Origin of the sequence: Microbacterium sp. zg.B48 (assembly GCF_024623505.1) — a bacterium.
In the GTDB taxonomy this organism is placed as follows: Bacteria; Actinomycetota; Actinomycetes; order Actinomycetales; family Microbacteriaceae; genus Microbacterium.
This window is the reverse complement of sequence record NZ_JANJFE010000010.1, coordinates 70312-86038: the sequence shown is the minus strand read 5'-3', so window position 1 is coordinate 86038 and position 15727 is coordinate 70312. Positions and strand designations below refer to the sequence as shown.

Sequence of the window (15727 nt, the reverse complement as noted above, 5' to 3'; positions counted from 1 at the left end):
GGCCGGTGGCCCACGATCGTTCGAGGCCGCGGGTTCGCTAGCGCCAGACCGTCGCCAGCAGCACGTTCAGCACGGTGAGTCCACCGATGCTGGCCAGGACCCACGTGGCGACCGTCTCACGCTTGCGGTTGACCAGAGCGATCACGATGATCGCGATGAGGACGACGAGTTTGACGGTGATCTTGACGTTGTTCACTTCGTGGCCCAGCGGATACAGCAGGCCGACCAGCAGGATTCCGGTGACCAGCATCGTCCAGGCGCCGTGCATCATCGCCGGAAGCACCCGCGCCCTGCCCGCCCGCATCGCACCGATCTGGTAAAGGACGCCGCCTAACAGGGCGACGACACCCATGATGTGCAAAGCAAGGACGACGTTCTTGAGGATCTCCATGCCCCTCAGCTTACCGACACTATGTCGGCTTATTTTCCACCGCCACAGCGGCAGTCAAGCGGGTCGTACCCCGGCGGATCGGCAACGGCGCGGCGGGGCAACTCCAATCCCGCATGCCAGGACCGTGACGGTCGGTGACGCGGGCCATGCGCTTGCCCACGAGCGTCCCGCGCCCGTAGCGCCGCACGGACGTCGCACGTCGCGGAACCGACGCTCAGATCGGCTGAATGAGGGTCGGATCCTGCGGATCGACGGTGCGGGTGTTGTTGACCTTCCGGTCCACCTCGTACTGGTCGATCGTGGCGGCGACCTTCTCCGACTCCGCGGTGAGCAGCTCGACCATCCGCTGCCTGCCGGCGTCGTCGAGCTTGCCGGGGTCCAGGTAGTCGCTCCACACGTCCGGCTCGAGGAAGACCGGCATGCGGTCGTGGATCTCCCCGGATGCGTCCCGGGCCGGGCGGGTGATGATCGCCGCTGACACCTCCCACCGGTCCTCGACCTTGCGAGCCGTGTAGATGCCCGCGGCGGCGAGCAGATCGCCGCGCGTGGGATGGAGGAAGTGCGCCTGCTTGCGGCCGGGTTCGCCGGTCCACTCGTAGTAGCCGATCATCGGGATCAACGCGCGCGACGAGGCGAACGCACCCTTCCACAGGCCATTGGTGGTGACCGTTTCGATGCGGGCGTTGAAGTTCGGGCGCTTGGAGTCCTTCATGAAGGCGGGGTGGAAGTCCCACACGGCCTCGTCGATCGTCCGCCGCACTTCGCCGCTGTCCTCGTCGACGCGTTCGCGCACCATCAGGATGGGATTGGTCGGCGCGAGGGAGTAGCTCGGCCGCCAGTCGCGGAAGTCGCCCCCATCGGCGACGAACTCCTCGATCAGCTCGTTGGTCTCCTTGTTCATCGCAAATCGCCCGCACATGCCACCAAGGTACGCGGCCGAGGCGATTTGCGTCCGGCATCCTGCGCGTCTTCAGGACCCGCCCGATGCCAGTGCCGGATCAGCCGCTGGTGCTTCCCTCGGTGCGCAGTGCCCGCAGCAGGAACCCGCGGAACAGGAGCTCCTCGACGAACCCGACCGCCGCAACTGCCCGACGGCATCGCCGATGTTGACGGCGACGATGTAGATCGCAATCCCGATCACCGCGTGCCAGACCGGCTGGGTGTCCTGCAGCTTCCGAATCCGAGTCCTCCGATGGGTCAGGAGCACGAAGCCTTCGTCCTCAGGCTGGACCTCGCGCAATGGCGCAGACGGGCCCTCTCGCCCGACGCGGGGCCGCGGCCGCGCCTAACACCTTCATGCACCGGACTCAATCCCCTGCTGCTGCGTCCCGTGGCCCCCCTACCGTCGTTGACGACGAGGAGCATGGTTGGCGCGTCCCGACCGCACCGCCTCCCCCGCGCGCACGGCGAGCACGCTGGGCAGCTCACCGAGCATCACCGGTAGGGCGAAGAACCGATCGAATCGTGACCGGGGCTCGCAGAGATGAGAGGAAGACGAACCCGTGGCCGAGCAGCAGAGAACCGTGTCGAATGTGATCGTCGATCGCCTGCGCGAGTGGGGTGTGTCGCGGGTGTACGGCTACAGCGGTGACGGCATCAACGGCGTGCTGGAGGCCATCCGGCAGTCCGGCGGCCAGGTCCAGTTCGTCCAAGCGCGGCACGAGGAGAACGCGGCCTTCATGGCTGTCGGCGAGGCAAAGTATGCCGGTGGGGTCGGCGTGGTCGTCTCGACTCAGGGTCCGGGCGCGGTGCATCTTCTGAATGGCCTCTACGACGCCAAACTCGACCGGGTGCCGGTGGTCGCGCTCATCGGGCAGCAGCACCGCAGCGTCCTGGGATCCGGCTACATGCAGGAAATCGACCTGCGCACACTTTTCTCCGATGTCGCGGCGCAATACACCGTGGAGGTTTCCAGCGCCGAACAGGTGCCCATGGTCATCGACCGGGCGTTCCGCGCGGCGCTCGGATCGCGCTCACCGGCCGTGGTCATCCTCCCTCACGACGTGCAGTCCGAGCCCGCCCCCGAACGTCCTCACGAACACGGCATCGTGCCGAGTGAGGTGACTTTCGACGAGCCCCGCGTTCGCGCGGCCGCTGACCGCGTCGCCGCCGCCGCCGATCTGCTCTCGTCCGCGCAGCGCCCGGCGTTCCTCATCGGTCAGGGCGCCGGCGGCGCGGTCGAGGAGGTCCAGGCGCTGGCCGAGCACCTCGGCGCGGCCGTCGTCTCGAGTCTGCTCGGCAAGCCGTTCGTCGACGAGCGACTGCCTTTCGCTGCGGGAACCATGGGACATCTGGGGACGACCGCGAGCGCGCAGGTCTTCGCCGAGTGCGACGCGTTGCTCATCGTGGGGTCCAATGACCCGTGGACGGAGTTCTACCCGGCGCCCGGGCAGGCCAGAACCGTGCAGATCGACATCGATCCGCGGATGATCGGCAATCGCAGTCCCGTGGATGTCGGGTTGGTGGGAGACGCCGCGTCCACCCTTCGTGCGCTTCGCGAAGCGACTCCGGCGGTGTCGAATGGGACGGCCTGGACCGACCGCGTGCACGAGGTCGTTCGCAGATGGCGGGCGATCAGCGCCGAACGGGCGGCCGTGGAGGCGGACCCGCTCAATCCTGAAGCGGTCATGCGTGCGCTGAACGACCATCTGCCTGACAACGCCCGCGTCGCCTTGGATGTCGGAAGCGTCGTCTACTGGTACGCCCGGCAACTCGTGCTCCCGCGGGGAGTGCCCGCGCACGTCTCCGGAACGCTTGCCAGCATGGGCTGCGGCATCCCCTATGGGATCGCGGCGAAGCTCACGGCGCCCGACCGGCCGGTGCTGGTCCTCTCCGGGGACGGCGGCATGCAGATGAGCGGTTTGGCAGAGCTGGTCACGGTCTCCTCACGCTGGCGGGAGTGGGCCGATCCCCGGTTCGTCATCGCCGTGTTCGACAACGGCGACCTCGCCGAGGTGAGCTGGGAGCAGCGCGAGATGGAGGGCGCGCCGCGATTCGACGCCAGCCAGGATCTCCCGTCGGTGCCGTACGACGAATACGCTCGTCTGCTCGGGCTGGCCGGTGAGCGGGTATCCAGCCGAGACGATGTGGATGACGCATGGAGACGCGCGTGGGCTGCCGACCGCCCGTGCGTGCTGTCGATTCGCAGCGATCCCGCCACTCCGATGCTGCCCCCACTGGCGGCAGCATCGGAGAAGCTCGACCAGATGCGGTCATCACTCCGCGCCGAGGAGGACCTGGGTGGACGTCACGCTGCCCGGGCGCGTCTTCTGTTGGAGAGGTACATCGAGATCGAGAAGCTCGGCGGCGGCACCGAGATCCCAGACCACACCTAGGTGGATTCGGGAGCCGGCTGACAGCATCCGGGATGTCTCCGCTCGATCGGGTGGCCGGAGTTTCACCTCCGGCAACGGCGCCGGATAGGGCCAGGATGTCGGCATCCAGGATCCGAGAACGCAGCGCCGGCCAATCGTCGCCTGGGCCCATGTCGGCCTCCACGCCGGGCTTGACCTCGTCATCGACGACGCGCACCAGTCCGGTGTCCGCCCCTTCGCCTTCCCGTGCGGCGCGCACCTCCCTGGCCAGACGGTCCGTGCTCGATTGCGGATAGCGCAGTCTTCGTGCGCCGTCAATCCCCGCGACCTGGCCGGGCGACGGCAGCATCCTGAGGATGCACACCCGACCCGGAGAGGACGAGATGACACGCGACCAGTACACCTTCACCAATCCCGCCGAACTGTACGCCGACTTCGAGCCCGAGCAGCAGTCTCAGCCCGAGCCCGGCCTGGACGCGGAGCTGGAGCCGAAAGCCGATCTGGGCGAGACGACGTATCGCGGCACCGGCCGCCTGACCGGACGCAAAGCCCTGATCACCGGCGCCGACTCCGGGATCGGCGCCGCGACCGCGATCGCCTTCGCTCGGGAGGGCGCAGACGTGGCCATGTCCTACCTTCCGGAAGAGGAGAAGGACGCCCGACGAATAGCGTCCATCCTCCAGGACGCCGGGGCGAACGTGCTGACGCTGCCGGGTGATCTCCGCGACCCCGACTACTGCCGAAGCCTGGTCGACAGGGCCGTGAGCGGGCTCGGCGGCCTGGACATCCTGGTCAACAACGGCGGCAAGCAGGTCTACAACGAGGACCTCACGACGCTCACGGACGAGCAGTTCGACGACACCTTCAAGACCAACGTGTATGCGATGTTCTGGATCACCAAAGCCGCCTTGCCTCATCTGGCCGCCGGCGCCACGATCATCAACACGACCTCCGTTCAGGCCTACAAGCCGTCCGAGATCCTGGTCGACTACGCCTCGACCAAGGCGACCATCAACACGTTCACCAAGGCGCTCGCCCAGCAACTCGCGCCGAAAGGCATCCGGGTCAACGCCATCGCGCCGGGGCCGATCTGGACCCCCCTGCAGGTGACCGAAGGCCAGCCGCAGTCCAAGATCGCCGAGTTCGGCAAGCAGACGCCCCTCGGTCGAGCCGGCCAGCCGGCCGAACTCGCGCCCGCATACGTCTTCCTGGCATCTGCGGAGTCCAGCTACGTGATCGGCGAGACGCTGAACGTGAACGGCGGCACTCCGACGCCCTGACCCTTCGAGTTCTCGACGCGACGCGACGCTCCGGCGAGAGATGCAGCCGACGCGGACAACCGCGAAGGAGTTCCTCCCCTGGGATTCGTCCAGGTCACGGTTCATCCACGGAGTCGTTTCCCAGGGTCCGCGACGCGTCGGCGGCAACCTCCTCTGACGCAATGCCGTTCCGCAGCGAGATGACCGCGACGACCGCGCAGGCAAGGATACTGCTGAGCCCGCCGCGAATCAGGTTCCTGTGCGGGCGGAGTCACCGTCACCGGGTCGCCGGGACCGTTGCCGAGCTGTTCCTGCCCGAGCTGCTCATCGGCTGACCAACGCGACGTACGCGGGACTCAGTTCGCGCCAACGCTGCATCCAGTCCATCGACGCGGTCCCGGCGATATGAGCGTGCAGGTCTTCCACGTGCGCTTGCCATCCCGCCCCATGGCCGGCGTACTCGGCGAGCGGCAGCCCTCTTTCCTCGATGACGAGCCGAGTGCCGCCGGCGGCCGGGCTGAGCTGAGCCTCCATGACCGTCGCCTGCTCGCCGGGTTGCTGCGTCCGGACCCGCAGGAGGGTCGGGGCGGCGCAGACTTCGATCCGGCCTGTACCGACCCAGCCGCTGGTGAAGGTCGCGTCGAACTCTCCACCGACACGCAGGTCGCCGCTCACCTGGGCGATCCAGCGCGCGAGGCGGTCGGGTTCGGTGATTGCCGACCAGAGGTCATCGATGCCGGTGGCGTAGACGTCTTCGACGCGGACGACTCCCGAACCATTCTCCTCGCGCAGCTCTCCGAGCAGCTTCTGTTCGCTCATCACGATGCCTTTCCTTCCTTCTTGCCTCTGCCGACTTCGGTGTGCAGTGCGTCCATCCGCTGCGTCCAGACAGCGCGGTACGGCGCAAGCCAGTCATCGAGTTCGATGAGTGGCTCGGTGCGCAGCTCGTAGATCCTTCGTTGGGCATCCGCTCGAACTCCGACAAGTCCCGACTCGCGGAGGATTCGAAGGTGCCGGGATACACCTGGCCGCGCGATGGGCACGAGTTCGGCGAGTTCCGTGACAGTGGCGGGGCCTCGGCTCAGTGCATCGAGCAGCGTCCTGCGGTGCGGGTCGCCGATCGCGGTAAGCAGTGCATCCATGCGGCCGAGCGTACACCTCCGTGTACGTACACGTCTAGGTACCTAAGCGGAGTTCTCGGTCTGTTCCGGCCGCGAGTGGGCGACCGACGAAAGGTGTGGTCGCATTCCACTGGCGCGGTTCGCTCAGTGCCGGTTCCTGTTCTGCGTGAGCTCGAACACTGTTGGACCCGCCGCGCGGCGTCAGCGTGCGTCGAGGAGCACGTAGACGGAGGTGACGGTGCTGCCATCGATGATGAGCACATCGCGAACGGTGATGATGGCGGTCCCGCCTTCGGGCCCGAGGTTCCAGCTGTAGGTGACCAGGTCCCGCGCGCCGTGAATGGGGCCGGTCCGGGTGACGACGGCCCTGGGCAGTTGCGCTGAGCGGTGACATCGCGGGGACGGTCCTCTTCCCCGCGGATCACCCGCCGAGGAACTGTTGGAGGGCGGCGTTGACCTCGTCGGCATGAGTCCACAGGAGGCCGTGCGGCGCACCTTCGACCTCGACGTAATCGGCGTCCGGGATGGCCAGACGGAACCTGCGGGCAGTGGCATCGATCGGCAGGATGTTGTCCTTCGTGCCGTGCAGGATCAAGGTCGGCTTGTCGGAAACGCGCACAGCCTCGACGTCACCGCGGAAATCCTCGATCCATGACGGGACGACCGCATACGCGGCGACCGGTGCGCTCGCGATGGCGACGTTCCAACTGCCGGCGACGGCCTCGGGGCTGATGCGGGTGCCGAGGTTCTCGTCCACGTTGTAGAAGTCGTGAAAGAACCGGGTGTACCAGGCGTACCGGTCCTGTTTCGCGGCCGCGGCGATGCCGTCGAACACGTCCTGCGGTACGCCTTCCGGATTATCGTCACCTCGGACGAGGAAGGGTTCGAGCGACGCGAGGAACGCGAACTTCGCGATCCGCTCATGCCCGTACCGACGGACGTATCGGGCAAGCTCCCCGGTGCCCATCGAGAAGCCGACGAGCACGACATCCCGCAGATCGAGGGCTTCCAGCAGCGCATTCAGGTCGGCGGCGAACGTGTCGTAGTCGTAGCCGGAGCTCACCTTCGATGACTGCCCGAATCCGCGACGGTCGTAGGTGATCACGCGGTACCCCCGAGCGAGCAACTCGCGCGTCTGCCTCTCCCAACTGTGACCGTTGAGTGGATACCCGTGGATGAGCACCACCGGTTGGCCCGAGCCCTGGTCCTCGTAGTACAGCTCAATCGGGCCCGTGTTCTCGGTGCCGACCGCGACGTATCCCATGATCTTGTCCTTCCGTCTCGGGTCCGGCAGAATGCGGGCCCCGCGTGCAACCAGACACTCTGTTCTCGGAACACGGTCAAGGCCTCTCGCGGATCACGCCGGCCACGGACCGCGGATCTCTTCCGAGCCCGTTCGTCGGCGTCCACCTGCGCACGGTAGTCCCCGGTGGCACTTACGTAACTTCCACCGACGCCAGTGCCCCGCCCGCGCTGTGATGCTGGCGGAGCACCACTCGACAAGCGCCGAACACCGAGCGCTCCAAGCCCGGACAGGACGCTCAGCGCTCCTGTCACCGTCCGCCCGACAGGTGAACAACTCGTCCCGACACCGGCGGACCGCACCAGAACGGAAACCACCGATGATCGAACAATCCATCCGGGCCCAGTCCGGCAGCGCCACCCCCTCACCGCTCGCCGCGAGCGAATCGCCTTCGGCCCGCCCTCCGGCCACAACGGGCGACCACGAAACGCGGTACACAGCCGGCGTGAGCCTGGCCGCGGTGCTGGGTGGAATCCTCTTGAGCGTGAACCACGCACAACGATCCGTTCTGAGCGACGGCCGCGCGCGCGGCGTGGCCGGAATGCCTCCCGTGCGGTCCGGAGGAAGCTGAGATGACGTGGAGCACACGCGAATTGGCAGACCTCGCCGGCACCACCGTCAACACGGTTCGCCACTACCACCGGCTCGGCCTGCTCGACGAGCCCGGACGCCGGTACAACGGGTACAAGCAGTACGGGGTACAAGATCTTGTCCGGCTCTTGCGGATCCGGCGTCTCGCGGACTTGAGCATGCCGCTGGCTCGGATCCGGCGGGTCTGCGCGGGGGGTGAGAGCACACCGGAGGAGCTGTGGGCGGTGGACGCCGAACTCCAGATGAAGGTCGAGCGTCTGCAGCGCGCACGTGCCGATATCGCCACGATACTTCGCGACAATGCTCCGGCAGACGCACCGGCGGGCTTCGCGTCGGTTGCGTCCCGATTGTCCGAGTCGGACAATGCGATCATCCACATCTACACGCAGCTCTATGACGCGGATGCGATGGCAGACCTGCGGCGCATGGTCGAAGTGGATGCCGATGAGGGCGCGATCGGGAATCAGATCAATGCGCTCGCGCCGGACGCGGACGAGGAGACCCGGCGATGCCTGGCAGAACAGCTCGCTCCCACACTCGCGCAGAACCTCATCGACTACCCGTGGCTGAAGGACCCGTCCCGCCATCTGTCCAAGAGCAAGCACGTCGCGCAGAACACCGTCATCGAGGCGGTCGCAGCGCTGTACAACTCGGCACAACTCGACGTCCTCTTCCGCGCCGGCACGCTGGCTCAAGACTCGCTGCGAGCCGGGTCGGCAGAGACCGCACGCACGGCGACGGGGGATCGCGACTCGATCGGAGCCGCTCTCTCGTGAAGGTGTTCATCTTCGGAGTCAGCGGTGCTGTCGGAAAGCTCCTCGCCCGGAACTTGGCTGATCGAGGCGATGAGGTCGTCGGCCTCGTTCGGCGTGAGGAGCAGAGAACCGATCTCTCCATGCGCGGGGTCGAGACTTTCGTCGGTGAGCTGACCGAGCTGGACGCCGAGTCCCTCTCGCCCATGCTCAGCGGATGCGATGTCGTCGTGTACACGGCCGGATCAAATGGCGGTGCTCGACGGATCACGGCGGCGGTGGACGGCGAAGGTGTCGAGAAAGCCCTCGAAGCGACACGACTCGCGGGCGTCGGTCGCTTCGCTCTGCTCTCTGTGCTTCCCGAAGCCGCGCGCGGGCAGCGCCAAGACAGTGACGTCGAGTTCTACTTCGCCGTGAAGAAGCTCGTCGACGTGACCGTCACCCTGAGCGATCTCGACTGGCTGATCCTGCGGCCGTCGCTGCTGCTCGATCGCGCAGGGACCGGAACAGTGGCCCTCGGTCCCGCACAGCCGAATGATGAGATCTCGCGTGAGGATGTCGCGGCCACGCTGGCAGAGCTCCTCCACGAGCCTCGGATACGGCGGCAGCTCCTGGAGCTGAACCAGGGGTTGACGCCGATCGACAAGGCCGTTCGCGCGAATCTTGCCTGGTGTGTCTCGGAGCGTGGGAATCGACCTGAGGAGTCCGACCGCGATGGTGATGCGGCGGGTCAGAGGTGAAGCTCCTTGAGTTGGCGGCGGGACGTGACGCCCAGCTTGCGGAAGATGGTCCGCAGATGCGCCTCGATCGTCCGCGGACTGAGGAACAGCATCTCGGCGACTTCGCGTGAGGTGGCGCCCGTTGCCACGAGGCGCGCGATGTGCAGCTCGTGCTCTGTGAGCACCACGCCCGGCCGCGAGCTTCGCGCACGAGGGTGCTCGCCGGTGGCGCGCAATTCCTTGGCGGCGCGGTCGGCGAAACCCATTGCTCCGATGTCTGTGAGCATGGCGTGTGCTGTGCGCAGCTGTTCCCGGGCTTCGCGGCGACGACCTTCGCGCCGGAGCCATTCACCGTAGACGAGGTGAGCGCGCCCGAGGTAACCGATGACGCGGGACCCGGTCAGCCGGTCGAGCGACTCGCGGTAGTGGTCCTCGGCGTCCTCACCGGGTGTGATCAGAGCCTGTGAACGGGCAGCCACACCCAGCGCCCACTCGGTGCTGCTTGCGTGGGCTCGCCCGGCCAGTTGTTCATACGCTGCTCGCGCCTGCTCCGACCGGCCGGCACGCGAGGCCGCTTCGACCAACTCGGGCAGCGCAAGGCCCACCACAGCGAATTCATCGGACTCCGCGGCGCGCAGAGCCGCCACCAGCGCGGACTCGAAGTTTCCTGTCGCGTTGTGCAGGACCGCGAGCGCATACTGCGCCATATTGTCGGCTCCGCTGGCTCTCCCCCCGGACCGGGCGGCGCTGTCGCATAGGTCGGTGGTCTCTGCTTCCCGGCCTCGCCAGGAAGCGAGGATGAGAGCCCCGTGGGGCAACGGCACAGCCCCCGTGGCCCGGGCAATCGCTCCGCTCTCATCCAGGAGTTCCGCTGCGCGGCTGAACTCGCCGCTCAGCACGAGGGCCACCGAATGAGTGATCAGGGCAGCATGCAGGGTGGCCACCGCCCCCGTCCTGCGGGCGATCGCGACGCTGCGGACGGCCAGGTCCCGCATCAGATCGTCCTCGAAGAGCGCGACAGCCGTGCGGCTGGCGAGCCAGAGCCAGCGATCGCTGTCCGACTCGCCGGCGATGTCTCGCTCGAGCTGCTCGTCACGCAACAGCATGAGCGATTCTCGCAGCTCGCCAACGCCGGCGGCGTAGCCCTGCGTGCACGTCTTCACGAGCCCGTCGAGCAGGACGTCCAGGGGCCGTGGTGGATCGGGCGGGCGGGGCGCGGCTCGGGCTGCCTCTGCGACGTTCCGCACATCGCCGGCATCGGCACCGGAGTTGATGGATGCATTGAGGGCGAACAGAAAGGTCTCTCGAGACAGGGCGCGGTCCAGCGGCGCCAGTGCGCGCGCGGCTGCCAGGAATTGGGCGGGCACGTCGTCGCTGCGTGCGAGATAGAAACTGATATGCGCTCTGAACAGCGTGAGGCGCGCGGACTGCAAGGGCTCCAGGGGTCCCTGTGCCGCAAGCGCGAGCAGGCTCAATGCTTCATCTGCGGCGCCCGCCTCGTATTTCGCCTGCGCGGCGGTCATGGCGCGTTGAATGCGCACGGCCGGGTCCGGAGTGATCTCCGTCGCCCGCTGGAAGAACGCCGCCGCAGCCGCCATGCCGCCGCGCAGGAGCGCTCGATCGCCGGCGCGCTCCAGCTCGATGGCGATGTTTTCGTCGTTGCCGGGGACGGCCTGCCCCTGATGCCACGCCCGTCGATCGGGGTCGATGCCCGCGTCGGTGGCGTCAGCCAGCGCTTCATGCGCACGACGACGTTCCGACGGGGCCGCCGCGCCGTAGATCGCTGATCTGACCAGAGGATGCCGGAACCGCACCACCGAGTCGATGGCGAGCAGCCCGGAAACCTCCGCCGCGGAGACAGCGGAGGGCTCGATTCCGAGGTAGGACCCGGCCTCGAACAGCAGCGTCGCGTCGCCGGTAGGCTCGGCCGCGGCGAGCAGGAGCAAGCGTTGCGCATCGGAAGGGAGTGCGCTCATCCGCTGCAGGAAGCCCTCTTCGAGGCGGTGCGCGACGCTGTGTCGATCGGGTATATCGAACCCGCTTGCCAGGATCGTCGGTCGGACGTTTCGTGGCAGCTCCAGCAGGGCCAAGGGGTTGCCATGCGCTTCCGCGACGACCCGGTCCCGTACGACGTCGTCAATGGGGGTGCGGACCTCAGCCGCAAGCAGCGCCCGCGCGTCGGTGTCGCGGAGCCCGGCAAGTGGCATGACCGAAATACCGGAGAAGACCGCAGACTCGCTGTCCTCAGAATCGCGGCCGGCGATGAGGAACGCCAGTCGTTCGGCCGCCACTCGCCGTGCCGCGAAGGCGATGACCTCGGCCGATGCGCGATCCAGCCATTGCGCATCATCGACAAGACAGAGCAGCGGCTGTTTCTCAGCGCTTTCCGCCAGCAGATTCAGCACAGCCAGACCGACCAGGAACCTGTCCGGCCGAGGCCCCGTTTTGCCTCCGAAGGCGACGGCGAGCGCATCGCGCTGGGGCTCGGTCAACTCGGAGTCGTACTGCAGAAGAGGCGCACACAATTGGTGCAGCGCCGCATATGCGAACTGCCTTTCCGACTCCATGCCGATCACCCGCACGATCCGGAAACCCGATTGTTCGGCGATGGAACGCGCAAAATCCAGAAGGGCCGTCTTACCGATCCCCGCCTCGCCCCGGGCGAACACGGCGCTGCTCCGGCCGGCGTGCGCGTCAGCGAGGATGCGCTCGAGAGTGTCGCGTTCCATCTGTCGGCCGAACAGATGCACCGGAATCCTCCATCGACGTCAGGCGAGTTGTGACTGCGTTTTCATTCCGGATCGGGAATGACACATTCCCATGTGCCTACCACACAGTATCCGAATGAATGCGCGACGATGCTTTCCGGATTCATGGAAATGTACGCATGCAACGAAAGAGGCTCGCGTTCAACAACGATTCTCGTTCGCCGGGCATGGCTCACCGCGACGAACCCGCTGCGTCTACGGACCGACGGGACCACTCGGGTTTCGCATGGCGCGCACCCGCTCGTCGGCGATGGCGTGCGCGCGCAGCATCACATCCAGCTGCGCGGGATTGTACAGCTCAGCCATGGCATCCACGAACGTCCTCGCGTTGACCTTTCCTTTCCGGGACAGGTGCGCGGACGGGTCGCTCAACCACGGGTAGTCGATGATGTTCTGCGCGAGACTCTTCCCCAGCCTCTCGGCCAGATCCTGCCTGGCACGTTCATCCGCATCGGCCGGCAACCGGTCGATCTCGGCGCTGGTGTCATCGGTGGTATCCGCCGCCATCCTGCGAACGTCGGCCAGCGCGCCTTCGTCGTAGAACTGGCTGTAGATGTGGATCACCGAGCGGTCACGTTCCGAAAGCCGAGAAGCGACCGACTCGAATCCGGCCGGGCCATCTGCGGGTGCCCCGTGGTGGAGGATCTCTGCGATGTCCGCACGAGCGCTCTGCAGGCGGGCGATACTCATCTGGAGTTCGGCATCGAGGGCGCGCAGCGCATCGGGAGCGCCGTCCACTCCGACGCTGAGATCCGGCATCTGAGACAACGGCACGCCCAGTTCTGCGAGACGTCGGATGCGCAGCAGACTCACCAGGTGGCGCACCCCGTACTGCTTGTATCCGTTGTACCGGCGTTCGGGCTCCTCCAGCAGTCCTATCCGGTGGTAGTGACGGATGGTGTTCACCGTCGTACTGGCCATTTCGGCCAGCTCACGCGTGCTCCACGGCATCCCATGTCCTTTCCGGGCTCACGGCCCACGCTTCGCGGACAACGGTAACCCGGCCGCGATCGCCGGCTTCGCGGACCATCCATCCGGATCGACCGGGGAGACGTCGTGCCGTCGGCGGTGAGCGGTCGCTCGAGCCATCCGTCCTCCTCGCGGACTGCGCTACTGGCAGCACCTGCATCCGTACAGTCGACACCCTGTTGCCGCCACAGGGTCAACGGCTGCCTTCCTCATCCGCCAGAAACCCCGGCGAACTTGACCGTGTGCCGACAACATGGTGTCAACTGGCGTCGCCTGGCAACCGGGCCACGACGACCAACCAAGGAGCCCGACGACATGGATTACGGTCACGCAGTAGAGTTCGGAGTCTTCATCACGCCGACCAACGCCCAGCCGCAGGCGCCGGTGGCGTTGGCTCAGCTGAGTGAGCAGCTCGGATTCGATCTCGTGACGTTCCAGGACCACCCCTATCAGCCGCGCTTCCTGGACACGTGGACTCTGCTGTCCTACACCGCGGCGGCGACATCGACGATCCGTCTCGCCCCGAACGTGCTGAATCTTCCCTTGCGACCCCCCGCTGTGGTCGCGCGGGCGGCGGCGTCTCTGGACCTGCTCTCGGGCGGCCGGTTCGAGCTGGGCCTGGGGGCGGGGGCCTTCTGGGATGCGATCGAGGCGATGGGTGTGCCACGGCTGACCCCCGGGCAGGCTGTCGAGGCGTTGGAGGAGGCGATCGATCTCATCCGAGGCATCTGGAATCCCGACCAGCGCGGGCCGCTGCCCAGCGGTGAGCGCTACCCGCTGGGGGGCGCGAAGCGGGGACCCTCCCCCGCGCACGAGATACCGATCTGGATCGGTGCGCTCAAGCCGAGGATGCTGCGCTTGACCGGACGCAAGGCCGACGGCTGGCTGCCGAGCCTGGGCTACCTTCAGCCGGCCGAGCTCGGCGCTCAGCACGAGCGGATCGATGACGCCGCGCGCGGGGCCGGGCGCAACCCCGCGGAGGTGCGACGCCTGCTGAACGTCCCCTCCGGCACTGACTCGGGCCAGCTGGCGGATCTGGCCCTGACCCACGGATTCTCCACATTCATCGTGGCCACCGACGACCCGAACGCACTGACCCATTTCGCGCAGGAGACGATACCGACGGTGCGCGGACTCATCGAAGCAGAACGAGTTCGGCGGGGCACGGTCGCGCCGGGACGATCGACACGCGCGCTCGCAGCACGGCGCGAGGGCATCTCCTATGACGAGGTCCCCGCCTCCCTGAGAGGCAAGACGATCGAGCCGGGGGACTTCGCCTACCGCGCCGTGCGGTCCACCTACCTGCGCGGCGGCGCCCCCGGAATCGTCTTCCGCCCCGATGACACCGCGGGAGTGCAGGATGCCGTGGCGTTCGCCCGCGCTCACCGGCATCTGCCGCTCGGCATCCGCAGCGGCGGGCACGGCGTCAGCGGTCGCAGCACGAACGACGGAGGAATCGTCATAGACCTCGCCGGGCTGCGGGAGATCGAGGTCCTGGACGAAGCCCGCCGGTTAGTGCGCGTGGGTCCGGGAGCTCGCTGGCAGGACGTCGCGCGTGCGCTGGAGCCGCACGGGTGGGCGATCACCAGCGGCGACTACGGCGGCGTCGGCGTCGGCGGCCTCGCCACCGCCGGGGGCATCGGATTCCTCGGCCGAGAACACGGCTTGACCATCGACCAGCTGGTCGCCGCCGAGGTGGTCCTCGCCGACGGCGCACTCGTGCGCGCCTCCGCGGACCAGAACCCCGAGCTGTTCTGGGCCGTGCGCGGAGCCGGCGCCAACGTCGGGATCGTCGTCTCCTTCGAGTTCCGAGCTACGCCCATCGGAAAGGTGGCGTGGGTTCAGCTGGTCTTCGACGCCTCCGATGCGGCATCCTTGCTTCACCGCTACGCCCACGCGACAGAGGACGCCCCCCGGGATACGACGCTCTTCCTCATCGCCGGCGCAGCGCGCCCCGCGACCGCGCCGGTTGCCCGGCTGTACGGCGTGATCGACTCGGAGGACACCTCCGTGATCATCGAGCGCCTGCAGCCGTTCCTGACGATCGCCCCGCTGCTGGACCAGTCCGTGCAGCTGGGTTCGTACGCCGACGTCATCACCAACGCCCCGGACACGTCCCACGATGGGCGAGGTGAACCGGGCTTCCGCTCCGGTCTGCTCGATGAGCTCGGTCCGGAGACGGCTGCCGTTGCGGCAGAGCTGGTGCTGTCCGGCAGCACGCCGTGGTTCCAGCTCCGCCCCGTCGGCGGAGCCATCGCCGATGTCCCCGAACAGGCGACCGCCTACGCGCACCGCAGAGCCCGGTACTCGGTGACCGCCGTCGGTCGCTCGGCTTCCTTCGACGAACTGTGGACCCGCCTGGAGGAGCGCTTCGACGGCCTTTACCTGAGCTTCGAGTCACGCACCGGACCCGACATCGTGGCGCGGGCGTTCCCGCCCGCCACTCTGGAACGGCTGCTCACACTCAAGGAGCAGCTGGACCCGGAGGGTCTCTTCCGCGACAACTTCCCCGTCCGATAGCCGCGGTCCGCCGGCGGATG

General features: G+C 67.3%; 12 protein-coding genes and 1 pseudogene. 5 read left to right on the top strand and 8 right to left on the bottom strand.

All coding sequences use genetic code 11. From position 1 onward, the window contains the following. Nucleotides 1-37: 37 nt before the first annotated feature. Together NQ152_RS07655 and NQ152_RS07650 are read right to left on the bottom strand one after the other, a co-directional pair. On the bottom strand, nucleotides 38-391 hold the full coding sequence (locus tag NQ152_RS07655) for a hypothetical protein (protein ID WP_257523570.1): 354 nt from the start codon (nucleotides 389-391) through the stop codon (nucleotides 38-40). A 214-nt stretch (nucleotides 392-605) separates the two neighbouring features. After that, a complete protein-coding gene (locus NQ152_RS07650; protein WP_257523569.1) occupies nucleotides 606-1310 on the bottom strand; it encodes an SOS response-associated peptidase in 705 nt (234 codons plus the stop codon). 604 nt (nucleotides 1311-1914) lie between these two features. On the opposite strand from NQ152_RS07650, the gene NQ152_RS07645 reads away from it, so the two are divergent. Together NQ152_RS07645 and NQ152_RS07640 are read left to right on the top strand one after the other, a co-directional pair. Beyond that, nucleotides 1915-3726 (top strand): thiamine pyrophosphate-requiring protein, encoded by a 1812-nt coding sequence (locus NQ152_RS07645; RefSeq protein ID WP_257523568.1) that lies wholly within the window; start codon nucleotides 1915-1917, stop codon nucleotides 3724-3726. Nucleotides 3727-4088: 362 nt separating this feature from the next. Then, nucleotides 4089-4985 (top strand): SDR family oxidoreductase, encoded by an 897-nt coding sequence (locus NQ152_RS07640; RefSeq protein WP_257523665.1) that lies wholly within the window; start codon nucleotides 4089-4091, stop codon nucleotides 4983-4985. Nucleotides 4986-5288: 303 nt separating this feature from the next. Here the strand turns inward: NQ152_RS07640 and NQ152_RS07635 are convergent, their stop codons facing one another. From NQ152_RS07635 to NQ152_RS07625, 3 genes are all read right to left on the bottom strand, one after another. Further along, nucleotides 5289-5783 carry an SRPBCC family protein gene (locus NQ152_RS07635; RefSeq protein WP_257523567.1) on the bottom strand — a complete coding sequence of 165 codons (495 nt, stop codon included), beginning with the start codon at nucleotides 5781-5783 and terminating at the stop codon, nucleotides 5289-5291. Continuing rightward, complete coding sequence (locus NQ152_RS07630; RefSeq protein WP_257501752.1) at nucleotides 5783-6106, bottom strand: helix-turn-helix transcriptional regulator; 324 nt, start codon at nucleotides 6104-6106, stop codon at nucleotides 5783-5785. The genes NQ152_RS07635 and NQ152_RS07630 overlap by 1 nt, the downstream gene beginning before the upstream one ends. A gap of 400 nt (nucleotides 6107-6506) precedes the next feature. Beyond that, complete coding sequence (locus NQ152_RS07625) at nucleotides 6507-7349, bottom strand: alpha/beta fold hydrolase (RefSeq protein ID WP_257523566.1); 843 nt, start codon at nucleotides 7347-7349, stop codon at nucleotides 6507-6509. A gap of 611 nt (nucleotides 7350-7960) precedes the next feature. On the opposite strand from NQ152_RS07625, the gene NQ152_RS07620 reads away from it, so the two are divergent. Together NQ152_RS07620 and NQ152_RS07615 are read left to right on the top strand one after the other, a co-directional pair. Continuing rightward, entirely contained in the window at nucleotides 7961-8755 is a 795-nt protein-coding gene (locus NQ152_RS07620) for a MerR family transcriptional regulator (RefSeq protein WP_257523565.1), read from the top strand. Further along, nucleotides 8752-9471, top strand: a complete 720-nt coding sequence (locus NQ152_RS07615) for an NAD(P)H-binding protein (RefSeq protein ID WP_257523564.1) — start codon at nucleotides 8752-8754, stop codon at nucleotides 9469-9471. Before NQ152_RS07620 ends, NQ152_RS07615 begins: the two co-directional genes overlap by 4 nt. On the opposite strand, the gene NQ152_RS07610 is transcribed toward NQ152_RS07615, so the two are convergent. The 3 genes and pseudogenes from NQ152_RS07610 to NQ152_RS07600 form a co-directional block, all read right to left on the bottom strand. Continuing rightward, nucleotides 9462-11426: a helix-turn-helix transcriptional regulator gene (locus NQ152_RS07610; RefSeq protein WP_257523563.1), complete on the bottom strand. Its 1965-nt coding sequence runs from the start codon at nucleotides 11424-11426 to the stop codon at nucleotides 9462-9464. The two genes, NQ152_RS07615 and NQ152_RS07610, sit on opposite strands and share 10 nt — an antisense overlap. A 357-nt stretch (nucleotides 11427-11783) precedes the next feature. After that, nucleotides 11784-12179 (bottom strand): annotated as a pseudogene (locus tag NQ152_RS17355) (AAA family ATPase); the annotation flags it as partial. Nucleotides 12180-12413: 234 nt separating this feature from the next. After that, nucleotides 12414-13169, bottom strand: a complete 756-nt coding sequence (locus NQ152_RS07600) for a MerR family transcriptional regulator (protein ID WP_257523561.1) — start codon at nucleotides 13167-13169, stop codon at nucleotides 12414-12416. Between the two features lie 333 nt (nucleotides 13170-13502). On the opposite strand from NQ152_RS07600, the gene NQ152_RS07595 reads away from it, so the two are divergent. Beyond that, nucleotides 13503-15707, top strand: a complete 2205-nt coding sequence (locus NQ152_RS07595) for an LLM class flavin-dependent oxidoreductase (protein ID WP_257523560.1) — start codon at nucleotides 13503-13505, stop codon at nucleotides 15705-15707. Nucleotides 15708-15727: the final 20 nt, after the last annotated feature.